This window comes from Streptomyces sp. NPDC047081 (genome assembly GCF_040643775.1).
Classification (GTDB): Bacteria; Actinomycetota; Actinomycetes; order Streptomycetales; family Streptomycetaceae; genus Streptomyces.
In genome coordinates, this window is sequence record NZ_JBEYUY010000010.1 from 155,960 (window position 1) to 178,476 (window position 22,517).

At 72.0% G+C, this 22,517-nt stretch carries 21 protein-coding genes; 12 read left to right on the forward strand and 9 right to left on the reverse strand.

What is annotated here, in order from left to right; all coding sequences use genetic code 11:
• Nucleotides 1-96: 96 nt before the first annotated feature.
• Nucleotides 97-1,689 carry a cation acetate symporter gene (locus tag ABZ848_RS20900; protein WP_360833817.1) on the reverse strand — a complete coding sequence of 531 codons (1,593 nt, stop codon included), beginning with the start codon at nucleotides 1,687-1,689 and terminating at the stop codon, nucleotides 97-99.
• Nucleotides 1,680-2,066 carry a DUF485 domain-containing protein gene (locus tag ABZ848_RS20905; protein ID WP_360833819.1) on the reverse strand — a complete coding sequence of 129 codons (387 nt, stop codon included), beginning with the start codon at nucleotides 2,064-2,066 and terminating at the stop codon, nucleotides 1,680-1,682. Before ABZ848_RS20905 ends, ABZ848_RS20900 begins: the two co-directional genes overlap by 10 nt.
• 515 nt (nucleotides 2,067-2,581) lie before the next feature.
• On the opposite strand from ABZ848_RS20905, the gene ABZ848_RS20910 reads away from it, so the two are divergent.
• The 7 genes from ABZ848_RS20910 to ABZ848_RS20940 are packed head-to-tail and all read left to right on the forward strand — an operon-like array spanning nucleotide 2,582 to nucleotide 10,019.
• Nucleotides 2,582-3,460, forward strand: a complete 879-nt coding sequence (locus ABZ848_RS20910) for a xanthine dehydrogenase family protein subunit M (protein ID WP_360833821.1) — start codon at nucleotides 2,582-2,584, stop codon at nucleotides 3,458-3,460.
• Nucleotides 3,461-3,462: 2 nt separating this feature from the next.
• Complete coding sequence (locus ABZ848_RS20915) at nucleotides 3,463-3,960, forward strand: (2Fe-2S)-binding protein (protein WP_360834138.1); 498 nt, start codon at nucleotides 3,463-3,465, stop codon at nucleotides 3,958-3,960.
• Nucleotides 3,957-6,353: an aerobic carbon-monoxide dehydrogenase large subunit gene (locus ABZ848_RS20920; protein ID WP_360833823.1), complete on the forward strand. Its 2,397-nt coding sequence runs from the start codon at nucleotides 3,957-3,959 to the stop codon at nucleotides 6,351-6,353. The genes ABZ848_RS20915 and ABZ848_RS20920 overlap by 4 nt, the downstream gene beginning before the upstream one ends.
• An 11-nt stretch (nucleotides 6,354-6,364) precedes the next feature.
• Nucleotides 6,365-7,228, forward strand: coding sequence for an XdhC family protein (locus ABZ848_RS20925; RefSeq protein WP_360833825.1), 864 nt, complete (start codon nucleotides 6,365-6,367; stop codon nucleotides 7,226-7,228).
• Between the two features lie 3 nt (nucleotides 7,229-7,231).
• On the forward strand, nucleotides 7,232-8,125 hold the full coding sequence (locus tag ABZ848_RS20930; protein ID WP_360833827.1) for a MoxR family ATPase: 894 nt from the start codon (nucleotides 7,232-7,234) through the stop codon (nucleotides 8,123-8,125).
• Complete coding sequence (locus tag ABZ848_RS20935) at nucleotides 8,122-8,739, forward strand: SRPBCC family protein (RefSeq protein WP_360833829.1); 618 nt, start codon at nucleotides 8,122-8,124, stop codon at nucleotides 8,737-8,739. Before ABZ848_RS20930 ends, ABZ848_RS20935 begins: the two co-directional genes overlap by 4 nt.
• Nucleotides 8,736-10,019: a VWA domain-containing protein gene (locus ABZ848_RS20940; protein ID WP_360833831.1), complete on the forward strand. Its 1,284-nt coding sequence runs from the start codon at nucleotides 8,736-8,738 to the stop codon at nucleotides 10,017-10,019. Before ABZ848_RS20935 ends, ABZ848_RS20940 begins: the two co-directional genes overlap by 4 nt.
• Here the strand turns inward: ABZ848_RS20940 and ABZ848_RS20945 are convergent.
• From ABZ848_RS20945 to ABZ848_RS20955, 3 genes are all read right to left on the reverse strand, one after another.
• Nucleotides 9,995-10,468 carry a carboxymuconolactone decarboxylase family protein gene (locus ABZ848_RS20945; protein ID WP_360833833.1) on the reverse strand — a complete coding sequence of 158 codons (474 nt, stop codon included), beginning with the start codon at nucleotides 10,466-10,468 and terminating at the stop codon, nucleotides 9,995-9,997. The genes ABZ848_RS20940 and ABZ848_RS20945 overlap by 25 nt on opposite strands.
• A gap of 104 nt (nucleotides 10,469-10,572) precedes the next feature.
• Nucleotides 10,573-11,529 carry a LysR family transcriptional regulator gene (locus ABZ848_RS20950; RefSeq protein ID WP_360833835.1) on the reverse strand — a complete coding sequence of 319 codons (957 nt, stop codon included), beginning with the start codon at nucleotides 11,527-11,529 and terminating at the stop codon, nucleotides 10,573-10,575.
• A 153-nt stretch (nucleotides 11,530-11,682) separates the two neighbouring features.
• Complete coding sequence (locus tag ABZ848_RS20955; protein WP_360833837.1) at nucleotides 11,683-12,135, reverse strand: NAD(P)H-dependent oxidoreductase; 453 nt, start codon at nucleotides 12,133-12,135, stop codon at nucleotides 11,683-11,685.
• 89 nt (nucleotides 12,136-12,224) lie between these two features.
• On the opposite strand from ABZ848_RS20955, the gene mgrA reads away from it, so the two are divergent.
• Nucleotides 12,225-13,268 (forward strand): L-glyceraldehyde 3-phosphate reductase, encoded by a 1,044-nt coding sequence (mgrA, locus tag ABZ848_RS20960; RefSeq protein ID WP_360833839.1) that lies wholly within the window; start codon nucleotides 12,225-12,227, stop codon nucleotides 13,266-13,268.
• A gap of 9 nt (nucleotides 13,269-13,277) precedes the next feature.
• Here mgrA and ABZ848_RS20965 read toward each other — a convergent pair whose 3' ends face one another.
• On the reverse strand, nucleotides 13,278-14,159 hold the full coding sequence (locus ABZ848_RS20965; protein ID WP_360833841.1) for a YegS/Rv2252/BmrU family lipid kinase: 882 nt from the start codon (nucleotides 14,157-14,159) through the stop codon (nucleotides 13,278-13,280).
• A 15-nt stretch (nucleotides 14,160-14,174) separates the two neighbouring features.
• Nucleotides 14,175-15,773 carry an FAD-binding oxidoreductase gene (locus ABZ848_RS20970; protein ID WP_360834140.1) on the reverse strand — a complete coding sequence of 533 codons (1,599 nt, stop codon included), beginning with the start codon at nucleotides 15,771-15,773 and terminating at the stop codon, nucleotides 14,175-14,177.
• 83 nt (nucleotides 15,774-15,856) lie between these two features.
• Here ABZ848_RS20970 and ABZ848_RS20975 point away from each other — a divergent pair, with 83 nt between their 5' ends.
• The 3 genes from ABZ848_RS20975 (at nucleotide 15,857) to ABZ848_RS20985 (ending at nucleotide 18,361) form a co-directional block, all read left to right on the forward strand.
• A complete protein-coding gene (locus tag ABZ848_RS20975) occupies nucleotides 15,857-16,456 on the forward strand; it encodes a TetR/AcrR family transcriptional regulator (protein WP_360833843.1) in 600 nt (199 codons plus the stop codon).
• Nucleotides 16,453-18,018, forward strand: coding sequence for a glycerol-3-phosphate dehydrogenase/oxidase (locus ABZ848_RS20980; protein ID WP_360833845.1), 1,566 nt, complete (start codon nucleotides 16,453-16,455; stop codon nucleotides 18,016-18,018). Before ABZ848_RS20975 ends, ABZ848_RS20980 begins: the two co-directional genes overlap by 4 nt.
• A gap of 61 nt (nucleotides 18,019-18,079) precedes the next feature.
• The gene (locus ABZ848_RS20985) at nucleotides 18,080-18,361 is read left to right on the forward strand and encodes a hypothetical protein (RefSeq protein ID WP_360833847.1); all 282 of its coding nucleotides are present in this window, start codon (nucleotides 18,080-18,082) and stop codon (nucleotides 18,359-18,361) included.
• Nucleotides 18,362-18,418: 57 nt separating this feature from the next.
• On the opposite strand, the gene ABZ848_RS20990 is transcribed toward ABZ848_RS20985, so the two are convergent.
• Together ABZ848_RS20990 and ABZ848_RS20995 are read right to left on the reverse strand one after the other, a co-directional pair.
• Entirely contained in the window at nucleotides 18,419-20,512 is a 2,094-nt protein-coding gene (locus tag ABZ848_RS20990) for a DUF1996 domain-containing protein (RefSeq protein WP_360833849.1), read from the reverse strand.
• Between the two features lie 218 nt (nucleotides 20,513-20,730).
• Nucleotides 20,731-21,519 (reverse strand): maleylpyruvate isomerase family mycothiol-dependent enzyme, encoded by a 789-nt coding sequence (locus ABZ848_RS20995; RefSeq protein WP_360833851.1) that lies wholly within the window; start codon nucleotides 21,517-21,519, stop codon nucleotides 20,731-20,733.
• A gap of 109 nt (nucleotides 21,520-21,628) precedes the next feature.
• On the opposite strand from ABZ848_RS20995, the gene ABZ848_RS21000 reads away from it, so the two are divergent.
• Nucleotides 21,629-22,492, forward strand: coding sequence for a DUF1963 domain-containing protein (locus ABZ848_RS21000; protein ID WP_360833853.1), 864 nt, complete (start codon nucleotides 21,629-21,631; stop codon nucleotides 22,490-22,492).
• Nucleotides 22,493-22,517: the final 25 nt, after the last annotated feature.

The following is a 22,517-nucleotide window of genomic DNA, read 5'->3' on the forward strand; positions in this document are numbered from 1 at the left end:
GCCCCGCCTCACTAGGCCCGGCGCTCGCCCCACAACGTCGGGCCCCTCCCGGCGCGGTGACGCGGCCGATGGTCGGCGGTCGCAGGCCTGCCCCGCCTACTCGACCCCCACCAGCGCCCGCACCTCGAACTCGGCGTACTCCTCCGGTGGTTCCGGTCGGCTCAGGACCGTGCCCAGCCAGCCGAGGAGGAAGCCCGCCGGGATGGAGACGATGCCGGGGTTCTGCAGGGGGAACCAGGCGAAGTCGGAGTCCGGGTAGAGCGAGGCGGGGGTGGAGGAGACGACGGGTGAGAAGACGACCAGGAGGACCGAGCAGACCAGGCCTCCGCACAGGCTGAGCAGCGCGCCGTTCGCGGTGAAGCGGCGCCAGAACAGGGTGTAGACGAGGGTCGGCAGAATCGCGGACGCGGCGATCGCGAAGGCGAGGAAGGCGAGCGTCGCGGTGTTGGCGCCCCAGGACACGAGGGCGAGGAGGATGCCGAGGACGCCCATGACGGCGGCGGCGAGCCGGGCGACGAGGAGTTCCTCGGTCTCCTTGGCCCTGCCCTTGCGGATGACCTCGCCGTAGAGGTCGTGCGCGAGGGAGGAGGCCGCGGCGAGGGTGAGTCCGGCGGCCACCGCGAGCAGCGTGACGAAGGCCAGGCAGGACAGCAGGGCGGTGAGGATGCCGCCGCCGAGGGCGTGCGCGAGGAGCAGCACGGCGGCGTCGCCCTTGTGGTCCATGCGGGAGATGGTGTCCCGGCCCACGACGGCCGTGGCGCCGAGGCCGAGGATCCCGGCGGCCAGGCAGACGAGACCGACCAGGCCCATCGCCCAGATGAGCGAGGTGCGCAGGACGTGCCGGGAGCGCGGGGCGAGCAGCCGCATCATGACGTGCGGGAGCGCGGCGAGGCCGAGCACGATGGCGAGTTCCAGGCTGAAGAAGTCCAGTTTGCTGGTGGTGCTGCCGCCGTAACGCAGCCCGGGTTCCAGGAAACGGGTCCCGATGCCGCTGTTGTCGGCGGCCGCGGTCAGCAGGGCGTTGACGTTCCAGTGGTAGTGGTGCAGCACCATCACCGCGGTCACACCCACCCCGGCGATGAGCATGACGGCCTTGACGATCTGGATGAACGTGGCTCCGGGCATGCCGCCGAGCGCGGCGTACACGATGACGATGGAGCCGATCACGACCACGCACAGGGTGCGGGTAGCGGCGCTGGGTTCGCCGGTGAACTGAGTCAACAGGGCGACGCTGCCGACCAGTTGGGCGACGAGGTAGAGGGTCGTGACGGCGAGGGTGCACAGGGCCAGGGCGAGCCGGACCGGGCGCTGGCGGCGCGGCATGCGCAGGGCGATGGTGTCGCCGAGGGTGAACTTGCCCGCGTTGCGCAGGGGTTCGGCGATCAGCAGCAGGACCATCATCCAGGCGACCGCGGTGCCGCCGAGGTAGAGGAGGCCGTCGTAGCCGGTGAGGGCGACCAGGCCGGTGCTGCCGAGCAGGGTGGCGGCGGACAGGTAGTCGCCGCACATCGCGAGCCCGTTGCGCAGGGGTGTCATGGTGCGGTTGCCGAGGTAGAACTCGCTGATCTCGTCGCGCTGCGGGGCGATCAGCAACGCGCTGAACAGGGTCACCACGACCACGGCGGTGAAGAGCAGGAACGTCAGCTGCAGACTGAACCGGTCGGTGACGACGGCGGCGGTCATCGCCATGTGCGCTGCCCCCCGCTCCGGAACGGGGCGGCCCGCCAGGTGTCCTGGTCCCCGGGGTCGGGCTGCTGCTTGTGCGCCTGGGTGCGGAAGCCCCGGGCGATGGGATCGACATGGGTGCGCATGTGCACGAGGTGCCGTCGCGCGACCAGGGCCATCACCACGAACTGGCCGAGCCCGAGCGCGAGTCCGAGGGTGAGGTGGCCGGCCAGCGACGTGTTCATGAGAGCGGGCGTGAAACTCGACAGCAGGACGTACACCAGGAACCCACCGACGGAGAGGGCCGTCATCCGCACTCCTGTTCTGCGCTGGGCGCGACGCAGCAGCCGGAATTCGGGGTTTTCGGATATCTCGCGCTGCCTTGCCTGCTCGACATTCACGCGGGCGCACCTTCTTTGCATCCTGATGCCGCGGGGGTGAATCGTCCGGTCAGTCCAAAAAACAGATCGAACACGCGTAGGGAGCGTGCCGGAGTCGATCGCCATGCGGACATTGTGGGGGGTTCGTGAATCTGGAATCGCTGCTTTCCGGATTCCTGCGGGCCGGCCGGAGGGTGAGGCGGCACCGGATGCCGGAGTATTGCAGCGCACCGGTTGAACTATCAACCGGACGGACGGATGAATTTACCGGGCTGGCTCATTCGTACACGCGACTGCGCGCCACGGACATCACACAGCCTGCGAAAAGCAGCACGCCCGGCAATAGTCCGTACCTGTTCCACGGAAAGGCTGTCTCAAATGCAGCGCACAGGGGTTGGGGGCCGATACGCCCCCGCCGACCGCACGGCGACCTAAGTGAACGTTTAACCACCCGTTGACACCCCTGGGCTCCGAGCGCCCAATGGGCCCGGACGCGGCGCCCGGTGGGCAACCGGGCGGGACAGGGGGTTGTGGCGATGCAGGTTCCCGCTCCGTTCGAGTACCAGCGGGTGCACAGTGTGGACGAGGCGGTCGCGCTGCTCGACCGGCTCGGTGACACGGCGCGGCTGGTGGCCGGCGGGCACAGTCTGATCCCGATGATGAAGCTGAGGCTGGCCAACTTCGAGTACCTCGTCGACATCAACGAGCTGCACGCCGAGCTGGGTTACATCCGCGTCGAGCCCGGGCTGATCCGCATCGGTGCCATGACCCGGCACCGCGAGCTGCTGGAGTCCGACGAACTCGCCGCCGCCTTCCCGATCTTCCGGGACGCGGAACGGGTCATCGCCGACCCCGTCGTCCGCAACCGGGGCACGCTCGGCGGCTCGCTCTGCCAGGCGGACCCGTCGGAGGACCTGTCCGCCGTCTGTACGACGCTGGGCGCCTCCTGCGTGATCCGGGGTGTCGGCGACGAACGGGTCGTACCGATGGAGGAGTTCCACCAGGGCCCGTACGAGACGGCCGTCGGTGACGCGGAGATCCTCACGGAGGTCCGCTTCCCGATCCGTCCGGGCGGCTCCAGCGCCTACGAGAAGGTCGAGCGGCGGGCCGGCGACTGGGCCGTGGTCTCGGCGGGCGCCGCGGTCTGGCTCGACGGCGGGCTCGTCACGGACGCGCGGGTCGGCCTCGCCGCGGTCGGCCCCAACACCGCCGGGATCCCGGGCATCGCCGACGTGCTGCGCGGGCGGCCGCCCGGCGAAGAGCTGTACGCACAGGCCGGGGACCTGGCGGCGGAGGCCTGTTCGCCGGTGACCGACCGGCGGGGCAGCGCGGAGTACAAGCGCCATCTGGCGCGCGAGCTGACGGTGCGGGTGCTGCGCCGGGCGGTCGCCCGGGCCGGCGGACAGGAGGCGTGAGCGTGCAGGTCACCATGACCGTCAACGGCGAAGAGGTCACCGGGGAGATCGAGGGCAGGCTGCTCCTCGTCCACTTCCTGCGCGACCACCTCCGGCTGACGGGCACCCACTGGGGGTGCGACACGAGCAACTGCGGTACGTGCGTGGTGTGGCTGGACGGCGAACCCGTCAAGTCCTGCACGGTGCTGGCCGCGATGGCGGGCGGCCACGAGGTCCGCACGGTCGAGGGCCTGGAGCAGGACGGCCAACTCGACGCGGTCCAGCGGGGGTTCGTGGAGTGTCACGGCCTGCAGTGCGGCTTCTGCACGCCCGGCATGATGATGACCGCGCGGGCTCTGCTCGACCGCAATCCGGACCCGTCCGACCAGGAGATCCGCGAGGCGATCTCCGGCCAGATCTGCCGCTGCACCGGCTACGCCACCATCGTCCGCTCGGTCCGCTGGGCGGCTGCGGAAGAGGCCGGAACCCGCACCACGGCCGCGGAGGCGAGCGCGTCATGACCACCACCGCCCCCAACGGCCACCTCACCGCCTTCGTCGACAACGACCAGAAGCCCTGCGGCCACGGCCGGATGCTCCGCAAGGAGGACCCGCGCTTCGTCCGCGGCAAGGGCCGCTATGTCGACGACCTCCAGCTGCCCGGCATGCTCCACCTGGCGATCCTGCGCTCGCCGCTCGCCCACGCGCGACTGCTGTCCGTCGACACCAGCCTGGCCGAGGCGCATCCGAAGGTCCGTCTGGTGGTGACCGGCGCGATGCTCGCCGAGAAGGGCCTGGCCTGGATGCCGACCCTCTCCAACGACGTGCAGGCCGTGCTGGCCACCGACAAGGTCCGCTTCCAGGGCCAGGAGGTCGCCTTCGTCGTCGCCGAGGACCGCTACTCGGCGCGCGACGCCCTGGAGTTGATCGACGTCGAGTACGAGCCGCTCGACCCGGTGATCGACGTACGCACCGCGCTCGCCCCCGACGCGCCCGTCATCCGGGACGACCTGGAGGGCAAGGAGGACAACCACTGCTTCGACTGGGAGACCGGGGACGCGGCCGAGACCGAGGCCGTCTTCGACCGGGCCGACGTGGTGGTCCGGGAGGACATCGTCTACCCGCGGGTGCACCCGGCGCCCATGGAGACCTGCGGCGCGGTCGCCGACTACGACGCCGTCGACGGCAGGCTCACCCTGTGGTCCACCACCCAGGCCCCGCACGCCCACCGCACCCTGTACGCGATCGTCGCGGGCCTGCCCGAGCACAAGATCCGGGTCGTCTCCCCCGACATCGGCGGCGGCTTCGGCAACAAGGTGCCGATCTACCCGGGTTACGTGTGCGCGATCGTCGGCTCGCTGCTCACGGGCAAGCCGGTGAAGTGGATGGAGGACCGCGCGGAGAACCTGATCAGCACCGGCTTCGCCCGCGACTACATCATGCGCGGCGAGATCGCGGCCACCCGCGAGGGCAGGATCCTCGGCATCCGCACCCATGTCCTGGCCGACCACGGCGCGTTCAACGGCACGGCGGCGCCGGTGAAGTACCCGGCGGGCTTCTTCGGGGTGTTCACCGGCAGTTACGACATCGAGGCCGCCCACTGCAAGATGACGGCCGTCTACACCAACAAGGCGCCGGGCGGGGTCGCGTACGCCTGCTCGTTCCGCATCACCGAGGCGGTCTACCTGGTCGAGCGGATCGTGGACTGTCTCGCGTACGAGCTCGGCATGGACCCGGTCGAGCTGCGCACGAAGAACTTCATCCGGCCCGAGCAGTTCCCGTACAGGACGAAGACCGGCTGGGTGTACGACTCCGGGAACTACGCGCCCACCATGGAACTCGCCAAGGAGATCGCCGGCTACGACGGACTCCGCGCCGAACAGGCCGAGAAGCGGGCCCGCGGTGAACTCATGGGCATCGGGGTGTCGTTCTTCACGGAGGCGGTCGGCGCGGGCCCCCGCAAGGACATGGACATCCTCGGGCTCGGCATGGCCGACGGCTGCGAACTGCGCGTGCATCCGACCGGCAAGGCGGTCGTACGCCTGTCGGTCCAGACGCAGGGGCAGGGGCACGAGACGACGTTCGCGCAGATCGTGGCCGAGGAACTCGGCATCCCGCCGCAGGACATCGACGTGGTGCACGGCGACACCGACCAGACGCCCTTCGGGCTGGGCACCTACGGCAGCCGGTCGACGCCCGTCTCGGGCGCGGCGGCGGCGCTGGTCGCCCGCAAGGTGCGCGACAAGGCCCGGCTGATCGCCTCCTCGATGCTGGAGGTGTCGGTCGCCGACCTGGAGTGGGAGAAGGGCTCCTTCCGGGTCGCGGGCGACCCCAAGGCCGCGGTCACCATCCAGGACATCGCGATGCGCGCACACGGCGCGGGCGACCTGCCCGACGGCATGGAGGGCGGTCTGGAGGCGCAGATCTGCTACAACCCGGAGAACCTCACCTATCCGCACGGCGCCTACGTCTGCGTGGTCGACATCGACCCGGGCACCGCGAAGGTGACCGTCCGCCGCTTCGTCGCGGTCGACGACTGCGGCACCCGTATCAACCCGATGATCATCGAGGGGCAGGTACACGGCGGGCTCACCGACGGCGTCGGCATGGCGCTGATGGAGATGATCGCCTTCGACGAGGACGGCAACTGCCTCAGCGGCTCGCTGATGGACTACCTCATCCCCACCGCCCTGGAAGTCCCCGACTGGGAGACGGGGTTCACGGTCACGCCGTCCCCGCACCATCCCATCGGCGCCAAGGGTGTCGGTGAGTCCGCGACGGTCGGCTCGCCGCCCGCGATCGTCAACGCCGTCGTGGATGCCCTGAAGCCCTTCGGCGTCCGGCACGCCGACATGCCGCTCACTCCGTCACGGGTGTGGGAGGCCATGCAGGGCCGGCCCACCCCGCCGATCTGAAGGTGGTCGCGATGTCGGGCACGGTGAGCGCGCGGGCGCTCGAACTCGCCGAGCGGCGCGTGCCGTTCGTGCACGCACGGGTGGTGCGCGCGCAGGCACCGGCCTCGGCGCACCCGGGCGACGAGGCGATCGTGCACGGCGACGGCACGATCGACGGCTTCGTCGGCGGGCAGTGCGCGGAGGGCTCGGTGCGTACGGCGGCGCTGGGCGCCCTCAGCGGTGGCGCGCCGCTGCTGCTGCGGGTGCTACCGGCGGGCGAGGAGGGGTTCCCGGAGACGCCGGGCGCGCAGGTCGTGGTCAACCCCTGTCTGTCCGGCGGCGCGTTGGAGATCTTCCTGGAACCCGTCCTGCCGCCACCCCTGGTCGAGGTCGTCGGCGACACGCCCATCGCCGCGGCTTTCCTCGCCCTCGCCGAGGTGCTCGGCTACGCCACCACCCGCTCCCGGCCCGACGAACACACGGCGGCGGTGGTCGTGGCCGGGCAGGGACACGGCGACGCCGAGGCCCTGCGCGCCGCGCTCGACGCGGGTGTCCCGCACATCGCCCTGGTCGCCAGCCGCCGCCGCGGCTCCGCCCTCCTCGACGAACTCGGCCTGGACGAGGGGGAACGCGCCCGCGTCCACACGCCGGCGGGCCTCGACATCGGCGCCCGGACGGCACCCGAGATCGCGCTGTCGATCCTGGCGGAGGTGGTGGAGGCCGTACGCGCGAGGCCGGTGCCGTCGTCCGAGCGGCCGGCACAGGCCGTCGACCCGGTGTGCGGCATGACCGTGACCGTGCTGCCCGACACCCCTCATCTGGTCACCGCCGAGGGCGAGTTGTGGTTCTGCGGCACCGGCTGCCGGGACCGCCGGGCGGCGGAGTCGGCGGTCTAGCGCGTGAGCGAGCTGTTCACGGACGCCGACGACGTACGCCAACGCCTCGACCTCGTCGGCCACTTGGTGGACGAGGGGACCGCGACCGCCCTCTTTCTCGCCACTGTCCTCGACCGGCCGCTCCTGGTGGAGGGCGAGCCGGGCGTCGGCAAGACGAGCCTGGCCAAGGCGCTCGCCCAGGTGCTGGACACCCCGCTGATCCGCCTGCAGTGCTACGAGGGACTCGCGCCCGGCGAGGCCCTGTACGAGTGGAACTACCAGCGTCAGCTGCTCGCGATCCGGCTGGCGGAGGCGCGGGGCGGGCAGCTCGCCGACGCCGATGTGTTCACCGAGGAGTTCCTGCACGACCGGCCGCTGCTGCGGGCGGTGCGCCACCCGGGCCCGCTGCCGCCCGTGCTGCTGATCGACGAGATCGACCGGGCCGACGACGAGTTCGAGGCGCTGCTCTTCGAGTTCCTGGGCGAACGGTCCATCACCGTGCCCGAGTTGGGCACGTTCGCCGCCGTGCGGCCACCGGTCGTCGTGCTCACCTCGAACCGCAGCCGCGAACTCCACGACGCCCTGCGCCGCCGCTGCCTCTATCACTGGATCGACTTCCCCTCCCCCGAGCACGCGGCGCGCATCCTGCGCCGTTCGGTACCGGCCGCGAACGAGCCGCTCATCGCCTCCGCGACCGAATTCATCGGCCGGGTACGGGAGTTGGACCTGGACAAGGCGCCCGGAATGGCGGAGGCGATCGACTGGGTCTCGGCGCTGGCCGCGCTGCGGGTGGCCCGGCTGGCCCGCGCCGACGTCCTCGGCACGCTCAGCGCGGTCGCCAAGAGCCCCGACGACCGGACCACCATCACCGACGCCCTCGAAGAGCTCGGCTTTCCCGGACAGGCGAGGAGACCATGAAGATCGACCAGGAGTTCGGTGTCGACGTACCCGTGGAGCGCGCCTGGCAGGCGCTCACCGATCTGGAGGCGCTCGCCCCCTGCATGCCCGGGGCCGAGCTCACCGGCGTGGAGGACGAGGTCTACAAGGGCCGGGTGAAGGTCAAAGTGGGCCCGGTGGTCAGCCAGTTCGCCGGGACGGCACGGTTCGTGAAGAAGGACGAGGCCGCCCACATCGCCGTCATCAACGCGGCCGGGAAGGACACGCGCGGCGGCGGGAACGCCTCGGCGACCATCCACGCGCGGCTGCGCCCCGAGGGCGTGGGCACGGTCGTGACGGTGAGCACCGATCTCAACATCAGCGGGAAGCTGGCCCAGTTCGGCAGCGGCATGATCAAGGAGATCTCGGAGAAGCTGTTCACGCAGTTCGTCGAGAACGTGGAGACCCGGCTGCTGGGTCCCGACACGGCCCCGGCCGAGGAGGAGGCGCCTGTCGCGGAGCCCGAGGAGGCGCCGGCTGGCGAGCCGCTGGACCTGGTGCGGCTGGCCGGCGGGTCCGTGTACCGGCGGCTGGTCCCGGCGCTGGTCGTGGTCGTCGTGGTGGTGGCCGCCGTAGTCCTGCTGCTGACGCTGTGAGCCGGGCCGGGCCGCTGCTCCCGGCCGTCGACCGGGCCGCCTTCGCCGTCGCGTTCGCCGTCCGGCTCAGGGAGCGGGGCGTGGCCGTGGGGTTCACCGCCACGGAGGACTTCGTACGGGCGCTGGTCGCGATGCCGCCCTCGTCGCGCACGGCGCTGTACTGGGCGGCGCGCGTCACGCTCGTACGGCGTCACCGGGACCTGGCGCGGTTCGACGAGGTCTTCGAGGCCGTGTTCGGCGAGGCGCTGTTGTCCGTCGATCCCAACGCGCGGCGGGACAGCGGACGTTCGGCTGTGCGCGGGGGCGGTTCCGGCGCGCCCGCGCCGCCGTACGACAGCGAGTCCCGCGACGGGGGCGGTCTGCCCTGGGTGACTCTGCCGCCCGTGGTCGCGACGGCCGACCGGCACGACGACCTCGCCCTGTCCGTGCCGGAGCGGCTGCCGAGTGATCTCGCCGGGGCGCTGGACACGCCGTTCGAGCAACTCGACGCCCGGGAGGCGGAGTTGCTGGGCAGGTGGCTGGAGCGGGCACTGCGGGAGTGGCCCGCGCGGCGCTCGCGCCGGTATGCGGTGGGGCGGGGCGGGCGCCGGGTGACGCTCCGGGAGACGGCGGCCCGGGCCCGGCGCACGGGCTGGGATCCGGTCCAACTGGTCCGCTCGGGGCCCGTGGACCGCCCGCGCCGGGTGGTGGTGCTGTGCGACGTGAGCCGGTCGATGCAGGCGCAGGCGGTCGCGTATCTGCATCTGATGCGGGCGCTCGCGCTCGCCACGCACGCCGAGGTCTTCGCCTTCGCGACTTCGCCGACCCGGCTCACCACGGCTCTCGCGCACCGGGACGCGCGGACGGCGCTGGAAGAGGCGACGGAGCGGGTCACCGACCGGTTCGGCGGTACGCGTATCGCGCACTGCCTGTCGGCGCTGCTCGCCTCGCACCACGGCGGAACCCTGCGGGGCGCGGTCGTGCTGATCGGTTCGGACGGCTGGGACGGGGATCCGCCGGAGCGGCTCGCAGCCGCGATGGCCCGGCTGCGACGCCGGGCGCACACGGTGATCTGGCTCAACCCGCGGGCCGGGACGCCCGGTTTTGCGCCCCGCACGACGACGATGGCCGCCGCGCTGCCGTACGTCGATCTGCTGCTGCCCGCGGACAGCTTCGGAGCGCTGCTGCGGGTGCCGGGCGAGGTCGCTCGGCTCGCCCGGCGCGGCGGAACGGCCCGGGGCCGCCCCGGGCCGTCGCCGTCGTCAGGTGCCCCGCGTCATCCGAACATGCCCGGCTGGTAGTCGCCGGCGGGCTGCTGGACGATGACGTTGAACCGGTTGTACATGTTGATCAGGGCGATGGTGGTCACGAGGGCGGCGAGCTGCTCCTCGTCGTAGTGCTTGGCGGCGTTCTCCCAGACGTCGTCCGGGACCCCGCCCGCCGCGTCCGCGATCCGGGTGCCCTCCTCGGTCAGCGCCAGCGCGGCGCGCTCGGCCTCGGTGAAGACCGTGGCCTCCCGCCAGGCCGAGACCAGCAGGAGGCGCTGCACGTCCTCGCCCGCGGCCAGGGCGTCCTTGGTGTGCATGTCGGTGCACATCCCACAGCCGTTGATCTGGCTGGCGCGGAGCTTCACCAGCTCCTGCGTGGCGTGCGGCAGTGTCGAGTCGGAGACGGCCTTGCCCGCCGAGTTGATGTGCCGGAAGACCTTGGTGGCGACCGCGTTCTCGAAGAGGTTCAGACGCGCTTCCATGATGTGCTCCAGTGTCGTCGTCGTTGGCTACACCTCTCTGACGGGACGGCACGACGAGTTGTGACACGCACCAATGTGACCTGCGTCTCCCCAGCGGCCCTGCTCTAGCTCCACAGGGTCACGTGGATGGCAGGCCGGAAGCGGCCCGCGGTCACTCCCGTGCCACGGAGCATGGCCTGGGTCGCGCGGGGTGTGGTGACGAAGCGGCGCAGTTCGGCGGCGGCCGCGGGTGCCTCGCGGTCGGCGAGGGCGAGCAGGCTCCACGAGCCGCGGGCGGGGAGGTTCGGGCCCTGGAGCCGGCACAGGTCCCCGTCGGCGAGGTCCTTCGCCACGGCGAACGCCACGGCCAGCGCGATGCCCTTGCCGCGCTTGGCCTCCTCCAGGGCGGCGGCGTGGCTCTGGAAGATGCGCTGGTTGTGCTCGGGGACGCTCAGCCGGCGCAGCACCGCGGGTACGAGGCCGGTGCGTCCGGCCGCGGAGGGGCCGAGGAGCCAGGTCTGTTCGCGCAGTTCGGCGGGGCCCGCACCGCCGGCCGCGAGGGGGTGGTCGGGGCCGACGGCGGCGATCACCTGGTAGTTGAGGAAGTGGGTGCAGGTCATGGATTCCTCGAGCGTCGCGGGCCGGGGTCCGATGGCCACGTCGACCGCGCGGTTGACGAGCAGCGAGGCGAAGTTCTGTGTGTCGTGCACGCTGAGCTCGACGTCCAGGTCGTCCGCGCGCCCGGCGAACAGCTCGATGAGGCCGGGTGCCGCGTGCTCGGCGAACAGGCTCGACGCGGCGACGCGCAGCAGCCGCCGGCCGGAACCGGCGCCCCGTACCTCCAGAATGGTGCGGTCCTGCAGTCCCAGCATCTCGGTCGCCCGGCTCGCGAGCCGCAGCCCGCCCGGGGTGAAGGCCAGCCCGTGCGCGGTCCGCGTGAACAGCTTGTCGCCGAGTTCCCTGCGCAGATGGGCGATGTGGATCGACACGGCCGCCTCCGTCACGGAGAGATCGGCCGCGGCCGCCTTCACCGAACCGAGGCGCACGGTCGCAGAGAAGGCCCGCAGTTGTGCCGGGGTCAACGAGAACCTCCCGCGCTCCCCACGGGTGCCCATCACCTGTGAGCTGCACCTCAAATTAGCGCACCAGTTCCCCAAGAGCCACTGTCGCGCAGAGGGGCTTCGGAGGCTCAAGTGGCCCCTGGGACAAGGGAGTTCGATGGACCCGGGTGAGGGTCAGTCGAGCAGCCCGGCGGCGAGCGTGGCCCCCAGTTCCCAGCAGGCCTCGGCATCCGCCCTGGACGGCTCGCCCGTGACCGTCACCGGCTTCGCCGCGAGCCGCCAGCCGAGGCCGGTGGTGATCGCCTCGATGCCGCGCACCGCGCCGGTGACGTCGCTGCCGCCGTGCACGTAGTAGCCGAAGGGCCTGCCCTGGGTCGCGTCCAGGCACGGGTAGTAGATCTGGTCGAAGAAGTGCTTGAGGGCGCCGGACATGTAGCCGATGTTGGCCGGGGTGCCGAGCAGGCACGCGTCGGCGGCCAGGACGTCGGAGGCGGTGGCGGCGAGCGCGGGGCGCCGTACGACCTCGACACCCTGGATCTCCGGGTCGGTCGCGCCGGAGACCACGGCCTCCAGCATGGCCTGGCAGTTCGGCGAAGGTGTGTGATGCACGATCAGCAAGGTGGGCACACCCCGCACCCTAATTCAGAAGCGGAAACGCTGAATTTGATGAGAAGGAGTTGTTGGACTTCAGAATCGTGCGCGGCCACAGTGAAACCATGAGCCACCTCGCTGATCCCGGCCGCTACGACGGCACCATGCGCTACCGGCGGACCGGCCGTTCGGGCCTCGACCTCCCCCTTCTGTCCCTCGGCTACTGGCACAACTTCGGGGACGACCGGCCCTTCGAGACGCAGCGCGAGATCGCCCTGCGCGCCTTCGACCTCGGGATCACCCACCACGACCTGGCGAACAACTACGGCCCGCCGTACGGCTCCGCCGAGATCAACTTCGGCCGGCTGATGCGGCGGGACCTCGCGCCGTACCGCGACGAGCTGGTGATCTCCACCAAGGCCGGCTGGGACATGTGGCCCGGCCCCTACGGCCAGGGCGGCGGCTCCCGCAAGTACGTGCTCGCCTCCCTCGACCAGTCCCTGAAGCGCATGGGCCTGGACTACGTGGACATCTTCTACTCCCACCGGCTCGACGCGAGCACTCCGCTGGAGGAGACGATGAGCGCGCTGGACACGGCGGTGCGCCAGGGCAAGGCCCTCTACGTGGGGATCTCCTCGTACGACGCCGAGCGCTCACGGCAGGCCGCCGCGATCCTGCGCGACCTGGGGACCCCGCTGCTGATCCACCAGCCGTCGTACAGCATGGTCAACCGCTGGATCGAGACGGAGGGCCTGCTGGACGCCGCCCAGGAGGAGGGTTTCGGGGTCATCGGCTTCACGGCGCTGGCGCAGGGGCTGCTCACCGGGCGCTATCTGGACGGGGTGCCGGAGGGGTCGCGGGCCGCGGCGGGGACGTCGTTCGACACGTCGTGGCTGTCGGAGGACATGCTGGTCAGGCTGCGCGCACTGAACGACATCGCGGCCCGGCGCGGGCAGACCCTAGCCCAGATGGCGCTCGCCTGGGCGCTGCGGGACGAGCGGGTCACCTCGCTGGTCATCGGCGCGTCGCGCACCGAGCAGCTGGAGCAGAACGTCGCCGCGCTGGAGAACCCCGACTTCAGCCCCGAGGAGCTGGCCGAGATCGACAAGTACGCCACCGACGGCGGCGTCGACCTGTGGCGGGACGCCCGGACCGGCAACCTCGGCTGACCTCGGGGCTCAGCACAGCACGCGCAGCGCTCCGGGCAGGACCCTGACCGTGACGGGCAGTACGGCCTCGACCTCGCCGTCGGCGCCGTAGGGCACGTCACGGTCGGCGGAGATGCTGATCTCCCGCCCGCGCAGGATGCGCACCTGGGGCCGGTCGACGTGGGCGCCGGTCTTCAGGTCGTTCATGAGGGCGAAGAACAGCCGCCGGGGCGCCTCGCCGATCATCACGATCTCCAGCAGTCCGTCGTCCACGCGGGCGTCGGGGGCGATCAGGCGGCCGGAGCCGTAGTAGCCGGAGTTGGCGGCCACGACCGTATAGCCGGTGTGCCGGTGCTCCTTGCCGTCGACGGTGACGCGGTAGCGGGCCGCCCGCCAGGTGGTGACGGCGCGGAGGCCGCCGGCGTAGTAGGAGGCGGCGCCGCGCAGCAGTCTCGACTGGTTGGCGTGGCGGTTGGCGAGGGCGTCGACGCCCGCGTAGACGCTGCCGAGGACGACGGTGCGGTCGTGGACGGCCGACTCCACCTCGATGGTGTCGACGGCGCGCGGCTCGTGGTGGAGCAGCACCTCGGCCAACTCGGCCGGTTGGGTGGGCAGTTCGAGGGCGCGGGCGAAGTCGTTCCCGCGTCCGGCAGGGACGAGGCCCAGGACGGCTCCGGTGCCGCTGAGCGCGCCGCCGATCCCGCCGGCGATGCCGTCCCCGCCGACGGCGAGCACGACCCGGCCCTTGCGGCCCGCGTCCCGGGCGAGCTCCTGGGCGTGGGCGAGGCTGCGGCTGTACTCGGTCTCCAGCTCGGCGCCCGCCTCCCTCAGCAGCCGGGCCACGGCGAGCAGCGCGGCGGCGCCGGTGGATCCGCCCGCGGTGGGGTTGACGACGGCGGTGAACTGTCGCATCGGTGTGGCCTCCGGTCAGTCTTCGAGGGGCAGCAGAACACCGGGGTTGAGCAGCCCGTCCGGGTCCAGTGTCCGCTTCACGGCCCGCAGCGCGCCGACGGCGAGGGGTCCGGCCTCCCGGACGTACCAGTCGCGGTGGTCGGTGCCGACACCGTGGTGGTGGGTGATGGTGCCGCCCGCGGCGAGGATCGCCTCGTTCGCCGCGTGCTTGGCCCGCGTCCAGTGCGCGACCGGATCGTCGCCCTGCGCCGAGACGACGGTGAAGTACAGCGAGGCGCCGTTCTCGTAGACGTGGGAGATGTGGCACATGACCAGGGGCGGGGTGCCGGCCCCGGTGAGCGTCGTGGTGAGCGCCTCGCGCACGGCCGCGTGGAGCCCGGGGATGCGGGACCAGAAGGTTGCCGTCTCCAGCGTCTCGGCGAAGGCGCCCGCGTCGAGCAGCGAGTCGCGCAGATACGGCGCCGAGTAGCGGCCGTGCGCCCAGCGCTCGCCGGGCTCCGCGCCGAGGGACGTGCCGCCGCACTCGCGCAGGACGGCCGCGGCACGCTCGCGGCGGTACGAGACGTCCTCGTCCGTACCCTCGTAACCGGCAATCGCCGTGCACCCGGCGGGCGTCGGGGCCTCGGACGAACCGATCGCGTCGGGCTGGGCGAGGCCGATGAGGGTCTCGGTCTCGTCGGACAGGCGCAGTACGGTCGGGCGCGGCCCGTCCTGGGCGAGCCGGCGCAGCGCCGCGGACCCTTCCTCGAAGGAGGCGAAGCGCCAGCCCTCGTACACGCGGACCTGCGGGACCGGGCGGACGCGGACCGTCACGGAGGTGATGACGCCGAAGGCGCCCTCCGAGCCGAGCACGAGCTGGCGCAGGTCCGGTCCTGCCGCTGAGCGCGGGGCGCGGCCCGTGTCGATCGTGCCCTCCGGCGCGGCGAGGGTGAGCGCGAGGACCATCTCGTCGAAGCGGCCGTAGCCGGCGGAGGCCTGGCCGCTGGAGCGGGTGGCGGCGAAGCCGCCGATGCTGGCCCACTCGTACGACTGCGGGAAGTGACCCAGGGTGAAGCCGTGTTGGGCCAGCAGCGCCTCGGCCTGCGGGGCGCGCAGACCCGGTTGCAGCGTGGCGGTGCGGGACACGGGGTCGAGGTCGAGCAGCCCGTCCATGCGCCGCAGGTCCAACGCGACGAACACGCTGCGCCGTTCGGGCGCGAGACCGCCGACGACCGACGTACCGCCGCCGAACGGCACGACGGACAGGCCGAGTTCGGCACACGCCCGCAGCACGGCGAGGACCTCGTCGTGCCCGGCCGGGAGCAGTACGGCCGCAGGGACGTCCTCGACCTCGCCCTCCCTGATCCGCAGCAGATCCGGCGTGGACTTGCCCCTGGTGTGCCGGATCCGCGTCTCGGCATCCGTGCGCACGTACTCCTGGCCGCCGACCGCGGCCGCGAGGGCTTGGTGGGCTGCGGGCTCCAACTGCCCTTCCGGTACGGCGATTTCCGCCAGCTCGACCGGCTCGGCGGCGCGTGGCTTCACGCCGAGCAGATCGCGCAGCAGCCCGATCACCGTGTCGGGCAGCGGCGTCGCCCTGGCCGGGTCGCCCCAGCCGCTCCACAGCATGTCCATGAGTGCCGTCCTCACCGGTCGATTCGAGCGATTCCGTCCGCCGACGCCACCCGCGGGCCCGTCGAGGCGTTACACTGTGACACATGGCGCCTATTCGTCACAACGGCTCGGACAACGACGCGGTGCTCGACGCGGTCAGGGACTGCGTCCTGGCCGTCGGGGTCCGCCGTACGACGCTCACGGACGTGGCCCGCCGCGCGGGCGTCTCCCGGATGACGCTGTACCGGCGCTGGCCCGATGTGCGCACGCTGGTCGGCGACCTGATGACCCGGGAGTGGGTCGGCGTGGCCACCCGGGCGATCCCCGAGCGCAGAGAAGGCGCCGACGCGCGCAGCCTGCTCGTGGAGGGGCTGGTGGCCGGAGTGGCCGCCTTCCGCGCCCATCCGCTGTTCCTGAAGATCGTCGACGTCGACCCCGAGCTGCTGCTCCCCTATGTGCTGGACCGGCGCGGGGCCAGCCAGATCGCCCTGCTGGAGCTGCTGGTCGGCAGCATCGGGGAGGGGCACGCCGACGGGTCGGTGCGCGTCGGCCATCCCGAGCGGCAGGCGCGGTCGCTGCTGCTGATCGTCCAGTCCTTCACCCTGTCCCTGCGGACCATGACCGACGAGGACGACGCCGAGCTCGACTCCCCCGCGTTCCTCGCCGAGTTGAGCGACATCCTGGAAAGGACTCTCGCGCCATGAGCATCGCCCCCGAACCCGGCTCTACCCTGTCCGCCGCCCGCCGCTCGCGCGAGCTCACCGAGACCGTCGGCGGCCCGGTCGTGGACGTCCTCGTCGTCGGGCTCGGCGCCACCGGTGCCGGAGCGGCGCTGGACGCGGCGGCCCGCGGGCTGTCCGTCGTCGCCGTCGACGCCCACGACCTGGCCTTCGGCACCTCCCGCTGGAGCAGCAAGCTCATCCACGGCGGGCTGCGCTATCTCGCCTCCGGCCAGCTCGACGTCGCCCACGAGAGCGCGGTCGAGCGGGGCGTGCTGATGGAGCGCACCGCGCCCCATCTGGTCCGCGCCCAGCCGTTCGTGCTGCCCCTGACCCCGCTCGTCTCCCGCGGTCAGGCGGCGCTCACCTGGGCCGGCTTCAAGGCGGGCGACACCCTGCGCCTGACGGCCCGCACCGCCCGGGCGACGCTCCCCGCGCCCCGCCGCCTCTCCGCAGTGGAGACCCGCCATCTGGCCCCCGCCCTGCGCACCGACGGCCTGCGCGGCGGGCTGCTGTCCTGGGACGGCCGGCTCGTCGACGACGCCCGCCTGGTCACCGCCGTCGCCCGCACCGCCGCCGCGCACGGGGCACAGATCCTGACCCGCGTCCGGGCACTGGAACTCACCGGCTCCGGCGCCCGGGTCCGCGACGAACTCACCGGCGAGGAGGGCGAGATCCGCGCCCGCGCGGTCGTCAACGCCTCGGGCGTCTGGGCGGGCGGCCTGGTGGACGGCATCCGCATCCGCCCCTCGCGCGGCACCCACCTGATCCTGCGCGCGGAGCACCTCGGCCCGCTGCCGGCCGCCCTGCACATCCCGGTCCCCGGCGAGACGAACCGCTTCGTCCTCGTCCTGCCCCAAGGGGACGGCCGGGTCTACGTCGGCCTCACCGACGAACCCGCCGAGGGCCAGATCCCGGACGTCCCCGAGGCACCCGAGACGGACATCGGCTTCCTCCTCGACGTGCTCGGCTCGGTCCTGGACGTCCCGGTCCGCCGCGAGGACGTCATCGGGGCCTTCGCCGGACTGCGCCCCCTGCTCGACACCTCCACCGGGGATACGACCCGGACCGCCGACATCTCGCGCCGGCACGCGGTGCTCACCTCGTCCGAGGGCGTGATCACCGTGGTCGGCGGCAAGCTCACCACGTACCGGCGGATGGCCGAGGACGCGGTGGACGCGGCCGTCGAGGCCCGCAACCTCACGGCGGGCCCCTCCCGCACCGCGTCCCTGCCCCTCGTCGGCGCCGCGTCCCCACGGACCCTCGAAGCGCTGCCGGCCCCACGCCATCTGGTACGGCGGTACGGCACGGAGGCACCGGCCGTCCAGGCCCTCGGCGCGGCCGACCCCCGGCTGGGCGAGCGGGTACTGCCGGGGCACCCCGTCACCGCCGCCGAACTGCTGTGGGCGGTACGCCACGAAGGCGCGCTCGACGAGGCCGACGTACTCGACCGGCGCACCCGGATCGGGGTGGTACCGGAGGACCGGGCGGCGGCGCTGGATGCCGTACGAGAGCTGCTGGGCGAGGCGCTGGCCCTCCAGGGCTGATGCGTCCCGGACCTGCGGCTCCACGCGCGGGATGCCAATTGCATGCTTATGCTCCCTTTGTGTGACACACACCTTCGACGAGCTCGTGGAGAAACAGCGCGCGGCCGACCAGGCCCACAACCGGGTCGAGGAGCTGCGGCTCGCGTACGGTCCGCCGACGCAGCCGGGCGGCTGGACCGGGCAGCAGACGGAGACGTACGAGACCGCGTGGCGAGCCTGGCGCGACCTGGCCCGGGAGGCGCAGTCCTCGGTCACCGAGTACGCCAAGGAGACCGGTAAGACGCGCACAGGGGTTGAGGCCGAGGTCAAACAGGCCGTCCGGCATCCCCAGCCGGAGTCCTGACCCACACGAAAGGGCGCCCGGACCGACCCGTCGGTCCGAGCGCCCCCTCCTGTGGTGTCAGCGCACGTAGCGCCGGCGCGTCCGCGTGAGCAGGAACAGGCCCGCGATCAGCAGCGCCGTACCGGCCGCGGCCGGCCACAGCGTCGTGCCGGTCTCGGCCAGCCCGCCCTGGACGGCCTGCGGTTCGGTCTGGTTCGCGGCGCCGGTGTCGCTGCCGCCCGTGGACTGGGCGGCGTTGTCTCCGCTGCCGGAACCGTTGTCCGAGGAACCGCCGTTCTGCGCGGCCGCGGTGGTCTTGGACGCCGAGGGCTTCGCGTAGACCTTGGGCTCGGAGGTACTGGACATGGTCGGCGCGTTGTCCGTGCCCGGCTGTTCGGTCGCCGGGGCTTCGGTCGTCGGGTCGGCCGACTGCTGCTGGCCGGAGCCGTTGCCGTTGCCGGATCCGCCGTCACCGTTGCCCGAATCGCCGTTCCCGTTGCCCGAGTTGCCGTTGTCGTCACCGGCCGGCGGTGTCGTCGGGTCCTCGGTCGGCTGGGCGGTCGGCTCGTCCGTGGGCTGGTCGGTCGGCTTCTCGGTGGGCTGGTCCGTGGGGTTCTCCGTCGGCTGCTGGGTCGCCCCGTTGTCCGAGCCCGGGTCCTCGTTCGTGCCCGCGCCGCAGTTGCGGCCGCCGTTGATGCAGGAGACGACCTCCTTCATCAGGCCCTCGTCGAAGACGTTGATGAAGTCGCCGTGGTCGGTGATCGGCTTGTGCACCTGCTCGGGGAAGGAGTCCACCGCGAACAACGGGGTGGTCTTGCCGCCGTCCTGCAGGCTCGGCGCCTTCACGTCGTACACGATCCGCTGGACCAGCTGCGGGATGGCCTCGAAGCCGTTCGGGCAGTTGCCCTGGGCGTCCGCGAAGGCCACGTGGGTGCGGTGGTTGGCGCTGTCGATGTTGCGGCCGTCCCAGCAGCTCTGGAAGCGGAAGGTGCGCACCACGTCACTGCCCTGCGGGCACAGCGGGTACTTGTCCTTCAGCTGCCGGTCCTCGAACCCGGTGCAGCTCCAGGAGGCGTTGGCGTTGGCCGGGCCGTTGACGAAGGCCTTGGCGTCACCGGTGATGATGCGCAGCAGGCGGGGCATCTCGGTGACCTTGCTGCGCGGGCTGCCGATGAAGGTCAGCGTGACCTGCTTGGCCTGGACGATCTCACCGGCGTTGCCCTCGATGCCGCCGCCGGGCTTGTTGGCGTCCTGCTCCTGGGTGCCGTTCTGCAGCCGCAGCACGGGCCAATAGTAGGTGGACTTGTCGCCCGGGTTCTCGCAGCTGGTGTCGGCGTTCGCGAGGTCGTCGTCGCTGGCGAAGGCGTTGTTGGACTGGTTGCCGATGTAGTCGTGGAAGTGGTGGGCGCCGTTGGTGACACCCGGGGCCACGATCACGTTGTCGGAGTTGAACAGCCCGTTCTCGTTCACGCCGCAGCTGGTGGTGAAGGTGCCCTTGGAGACGAAGGAGTTCAGGTCCGGAGCCGGGGCGTTCGGCTGCACGCTGTTGATGTCCTGGTAGTCCCCGGCGACGGGCCCGTTGCCGGCCTGCCCGCCGTTGCCGTTCTGCTGGTCCCCGCCGTTCTGGCCGTCTCCCTGGCCGCCCTGCTGCTGGCCGTTCTGGGAGTCGTCACCGCCGTTGCCGCCGTTGTCCTGACCGGCGTTCTGGTCGTTCCACGTCCGCATCGAGCAGTCCGCCATGGCGTCGAGGCCGTCGGCGCTCTGCCCGGCCTGCTCCATGGCGCCGCCGATGCGGTCGAGCGTCTGGGAGCGCTGCTCCTTCAGCGGCTTCATGACCGTCTCGTCCGTGTAGCCGCTGTCCTGGCGCTGCTCCGGCGTCGCCGCCTGCAGCTTCTGGTAGGCCTCGGCTATCTGCTGGTCCAGCGAGGCGAGTTGCTTGTCGACGTCGCCCCGTGCCTGGTCCGGCACCTGGGTCAGCTTGCTTCCGACGTCCGGACAGTCGATGGTGCCGGCCGCCGCGCTGCGGGTCGACTGCTCAGTGCCCGAGCCGCCTTCCGTCGCCGAGGCGTACACGTTGGCCGCGACCAGGCCGCCGCCACCCAGCATCAGGGCGAAAGCCGCGAAGGTTGCGCGGCGCGGTCCTGTCGGGCGTCTGCGCGTGTTGCGTCCCACGAGAGTTCTCCTACGGATCATGGCGGTCAGGCATGGAAATCCCTCGACCCCATACGGACCCCGGCACAGGGGTGTTCAACCGCACCACAGATTCATAGGAACCTCTCAGTAAGCGCGTGCACCGGGACGCGCTCGCGTGGCACTCAGGAAGCCGCCGGTCCCGCAGTCAACAGCGTCGAACGGGACGCCTGTCGTCCGTCCCACGGATTGGCGGGGCCCTACAGCTCCAGCCAGAAACCCGTGCGCGTCAGCCAGAGGTCGAGCAGCGCCGTATCGCCGTCGGTCTCGACCGCGGGCGTCGGACGGCCGTAGAGGAACAGCAGCAGGTCGGTCGCCGATCCGCGGACGCTGACGGTGGCGTCCCCGTCGCCGGGCCGCCAGACGGGCCGGTCGCCGGTCAGGTCGACGAGCCACCGCCCGGCGCCGGCCGCCTCGAAGCGGAGCGTGCGGCCGGGGCCCAGCAGGCCGGGTGCGTCCGGGCCGGGCTCGTACGCTTCGGGGACCGTCGAGAAGGCCAGCCACTCCTCGACGCCGTCGAGCGCGAGGCTGTCGTCGAGGCCGAACTTCCCGCCGGTCGCGAGCACCGCGTCGGCGCGGTGGACGACGGTCTCGTGGGTCATCCTTCGCGCCCAGAACGACGTGGACTGCTCGACGAGTTGCTCGTCGGCAGGCGTCCACACCGGCACCCCCGCCCCTGCGCCCCGCAGTGCGGCGGCGAGTTCCGACGCGCCCTCGCCGAGCCACGCGTCGAGGGCGTCACCGGTCACATGCGAGTACACCGCCGGGTCGTTGACGCCTTCGTCGGGGAGCGGCTCGGCGGAACGGGTCCGTACGATCGCCTCCGCCCAGCGGTGGTCGCCGCCCACGTGCCGCAGCAGCCGGCCGAGGTCCCAGCCGGGGCAGGACGGCACCGGGGTGGTCGGGTCCGCGCCTACGACCTGGGTCCTGAGCAGGTCTGTCTGGGAGACGATCTCGCGGCAGTGGTCCTCGAAGGTCAGCGAAGTCACCCGCCCATCATGCGTCAGGCGCTCTCCACGACGGCGTCGGCATCCGCCAACGGCCGGTCCTCCGCGTCGCATTCAGCCGCTGTCGGTCCCTCCGCCTACGGTGTGCCCCATGACTCCTGAGATGCGGGACCGCTTAAGTCCCTTCCGTGACGCGGCGATCGAGCAGGGCATACCGGCCGAGGACGTGGAGCGGTGGCTCACGACCGCCCGCCCCTGCGCGACGCTGACCCGGGACGGGGACGGGCCGGTCGTGGGCCGGTTCGGCGGTCCGCTGCTGCTGCCGGCCGACGTCCCGGACCCCGACCGCCCCTTCGTCGCCTCCGTCGACCTCACCGCCCTGCCCGCCGACGCGACGGACCTGCCCCTGCCTCCCGACGGCGAACTGCTGTTCTTCGCCTTCCCCGAGACCGACTACGGCGGCTTGGGCGGAGTGGTGTACGTCCCCGTCGGTACGGCCGTGACGGAACGGGACAAGCTCGCCTGGGACCCCGTCGGCTGGGCGGAGAACGAGGCGATGATGGAGGAGTTCCCGCAGGGTCCGCTGCGGCTCAAGGCCGACGTGTCGCTGCCCTGCCACGGCTCGGTCGGAGGCCCCAGCCTCGTGCTCAGCGAGCCGATTCCCAGCCATCCCCGCTCCGAGGAACTCGCCGGCCTCTGGGAGGACATCCGCGACGGCATCGCCCCCGCGGGGCCGCTGCAGATCGGCGGATACGCCGACGAGGAGGCCATCGACCTCGACCCGGTCGCCTCCGCGGTGCCCTGGGCCGTGAAGGCCATCAAGGCCGCGGAGGCGGGCCGGTCGGACGCGCCGGTCTCGGAGGACGTGGCGGACTGGGTGCTGCTGGCCGACTGGCAGACCGGTATGGACGTGCAGGGCTGGGAGAGCGCCACCGTCCACTGGGTGATCCAGCGCGAGGACCTGGCGGCGCGGCGCTTCCACCGCGCGTTCACCAGCATCTTCTGGAATCCCTGACCGTCCCGCACTCTTGACGTGTTTG